This is a genomic window from Moorena sp. SIO4E2 (assembly GCF_010671945.1).
GTDB classification, from domain to species: Bacteria; Cyanobacteriota; Cyanobacteriia; order Cyanobacteriales; family Coleofasciculaceae; genus Moorena; species Moorena producens.
Genome location: NZ_JAAHIE010000798.1, coordinates 1 through 2,792, shown reverse-complemented (window position 1 = coordinate 2,792; position 2,792 = coordinate 1). Strand labels below are relative to the sequence as shown.

Annotated in this window: 3 protein-coding genes; 1 reads left to right on the top strand and 2 read right to left on the bottom strand. The window is 43.5% G+C overall.

Going from position 1 to position 2,792, the window contains the following annotated elements:
* Positions 1-258, bottom strand: a 258-nt coding sequence (locus F6K37_RS37365; RefSeq protein ID WP_287256060.1) for a two-partner secretion domain-containing protein, incomplete at its 3' end; no start/stop codon positions are given.
* Between the two features lie 688 nt (positions 259-946).
* Here F6K37_RS37365 and F6K37_RS37360 point away from each other — a divergent pair.
* Positions 947-1,774, top strand: a complete 828-nt coding sequence (locus F6K37_RS37360) for a DUF6816 family protein (RefSeq protein ID WP_287256058.1) — start codon at positions 947-949, stop codon at positions 1,772-1,774.
* Between the two features lie 624 nt (positions 1,775-2,398).
* Here the strand turns inward: F6K37_RS37360 and F6K37_RS37355 are convergent.
* Positions 2,399-2,792: alpha/beta hydrolase (locus F6K37_RS37355; protein WP_287256056.1), on the bottom strand; the 394-nt coding region annotated here is incomplete at its 5' end.

Sequence of the window (2,792 nt, the reverse complement as noted above, 5' to 3'; positions counted from 1 at the left end):
TATACCCGGTTGAGATAGGAAGTTAGCAATTTGGTCTTGGTCTAGACCAAACTCCTCAAAGCTGTGAAAGATATTATCTCCAGAGGGGGTTCCACCATCAATGTCAAATTGATTGCCATCGGAGGTGACTTGGGTCGGAGTGCTATCATCGGCTTTAATCTGTGCTTGAGTTGGCATCACACCAATATGGGCTACCAACAAAGATACGGCTGCCAGGGACTGGCTGATTTGACTCACAGCTAATTTGATTTGGCTCATGGGTAATATCGTTTTGAATTGGCTATCCTGAATTCAAAAATGCATTAGTCAACTACAGGATGAGATTAGCAATTTCCTAATACGTCTGTTTTTAAGCTGAGGTCAGATGCACCCTGGGGTATCAGCTGCTTAGGAGTGAATCACACTGAAGGACACTGAAGGACACTACTGAGGGGAATAGTACTCTGAGTCAGGGTTTGGTAAACATCAGGCTGGTTAGCTCAACTGAAATCTTGAAGCCTTTATGAAGATATCAGTATATACACTAGTATTACATATACTCTTTTATTATGAACATTACTGATTAACTTTGTTCCGGTTAATTTATATTAACTTCACTAAATATTTTTGATATAGCCACATAGTTGAAAGCTATCTTATGGTAAGCTGATTAGACTAATTTTTAATTACCAGGAATTGAAATAAAAGTAAGTAAAATCTATTGATTAGGAAGAACTCTACAAATTTTGGACAGTTCTCGCGAGAGTGAACTATACTTGACATTTAGCCCTAGATTAGGCTAAGGAATATCTAAAAGCATATCTCAGTGGAAACACCGATAGCGCATACACCCAAAGTTAAAATGGTAATGGTCAGCACTCCCCTCTGGCGTTGATTCTTGATTAGATGGGGCGACCTGCCTTACGGGCAAGATAGCTGACCAGTCTAAGGTGAGAGGAATGTTGGTGTGAAAAGAATTTTGGGATTATGTCTGGTGTTAACCTTGCTCCTGGCTGGTGGTGAGGCTCAGGCAGGAGAGTTAGCTGAGCGTTTAGGTCAGTTTCCCGATTGGAAAAGCAAACCGCCAGTCACAGCGGCGACCGGGGATTTGGTATATCCCACTTGGATGAAGGGGACTTGGAAAGTTACCAGCACCCTGATCGAGCAGATAGCACCTTTAGCACCAGAAATAGTGACACCAGGATTTGAAGGTAATCGCAATCATCTACAAGAGCCAATTAGTTTTCTGGTGCGGTTTCAACAAGTTGGGAAATCAAGCTCAGGGCTTGGGGATTGGTTTATTCCGTTTAGAACTCGACGTTCTAGAAAAAATCGATCAGTATTAAAACCTACCTCAGAGGTGGTTGCTGAAGAGGTGGTTGCTGACCGAGCGTTCAATGGGTTGAATATTGCTAGGGCTTACTTAGGCGATCGCATAATTAGAGCCGTCAAAGTAGACCCCAATTCCCCTAATCGTCAGGTTACCATTCTGCGCACCGGGAGCCAACTAGTTTCAGTGATTACTGGACGTGCTTCTGAAATACCAGCTCCGGATCAGTTCAATGCCACAGAAGTTGTCAACCAAGTCTTTCGCGGTACTCGCCGACCTTTTTTCAACGAAGTAGAAACCACAACAGCATATCAGTTCCATCAATCACCTACTCCGATCATTAAAGCTGACCAAGTCACAGCGGTTTACCTTTCACCACAAGACCCCGATTACTTTAAAGCATTGGAAAAACCTGTGGCTCTCTATCGCTATCAATTAGAGCTGGTACCAGTTAAGGATAGTTGAAGGTTGAAGGTTGTTAAAGGGTTGAAGGTTGTTAAAGGGTTGAAGGTTGAATGTTAGGTTAGTTGGGGGGGTGTTGGCGGATTTGCGATCGCGATTGTTGTTAACTCAACCTTCAACTGGGTAACCTTCAACATTAAACCTTAAACCTTCAACTGGGTAACCTTCAACATTAAACCTTAAACCTTCAACTGGGTAACCTTCAACATTAAACCTTGTAAGCATTCAGCCGTCAGCGGTCAGCCGTCAGCGGTCAGCCGTCAGCTTATTTTATTCAAAAGCTATAGTTATTGTAGGGTGGGCAAATGACAGAATTCCAGATTAAATGGTCATTGGCTTGGTATTTGCCCAACCTACTACCTGTCAGCAGTCAGCTGTCAGCCGTCAGCTTATTTTATTCAAAAGCTGAGAGCTGAGAGCTGAGAGCTGATAGCTGTGAGCTGATAGCTGAGAGCTGATAGCTGTGAGCTGAGAGCTGATAGCTGATAGCTGTGAGCTGTGAGCTGAGAGCTGAATGCTTACTAAACCTTAAACCTTCAACTAGCTAACCTTCAACCTTCAACCAGCTAACCTTCAACCTTCAACCAGCTAACTTTCAACCCTTTAATAACCTTCAACCAGCTAACCTTAAACCGGATTTTCCCCAATCCAATTGAGCAAAATCGGGTTGACTATCTCTGGTGCTTCATCTTGGGGACAATGACCCAAACCTTCTAAAGGAATAAACTTTTCTACAGTGGGGAATTTCGCTAATTCTCGTCCCAAGTCAATGGGTTCCCAGGGGTCTTTGCTGCCCCATAGTATGATCGCAGGACAAGGCAAAATTGGGATCAGGTCTTCTGGTAGTGGTCCTTGAGAATAGCTAGTAAAGGCAATAAAAACATCAGCTGCACCGGGATCAGCTGCTGGTGCCATGATTAGATCAACCAGTTCATCAGTGACGGCTTCTGGACGACAGTAGGCTTGCAACAGAATATTACGCACTACTTTAGGCTTAGCCAGCTGACTAAAAAAATACTGG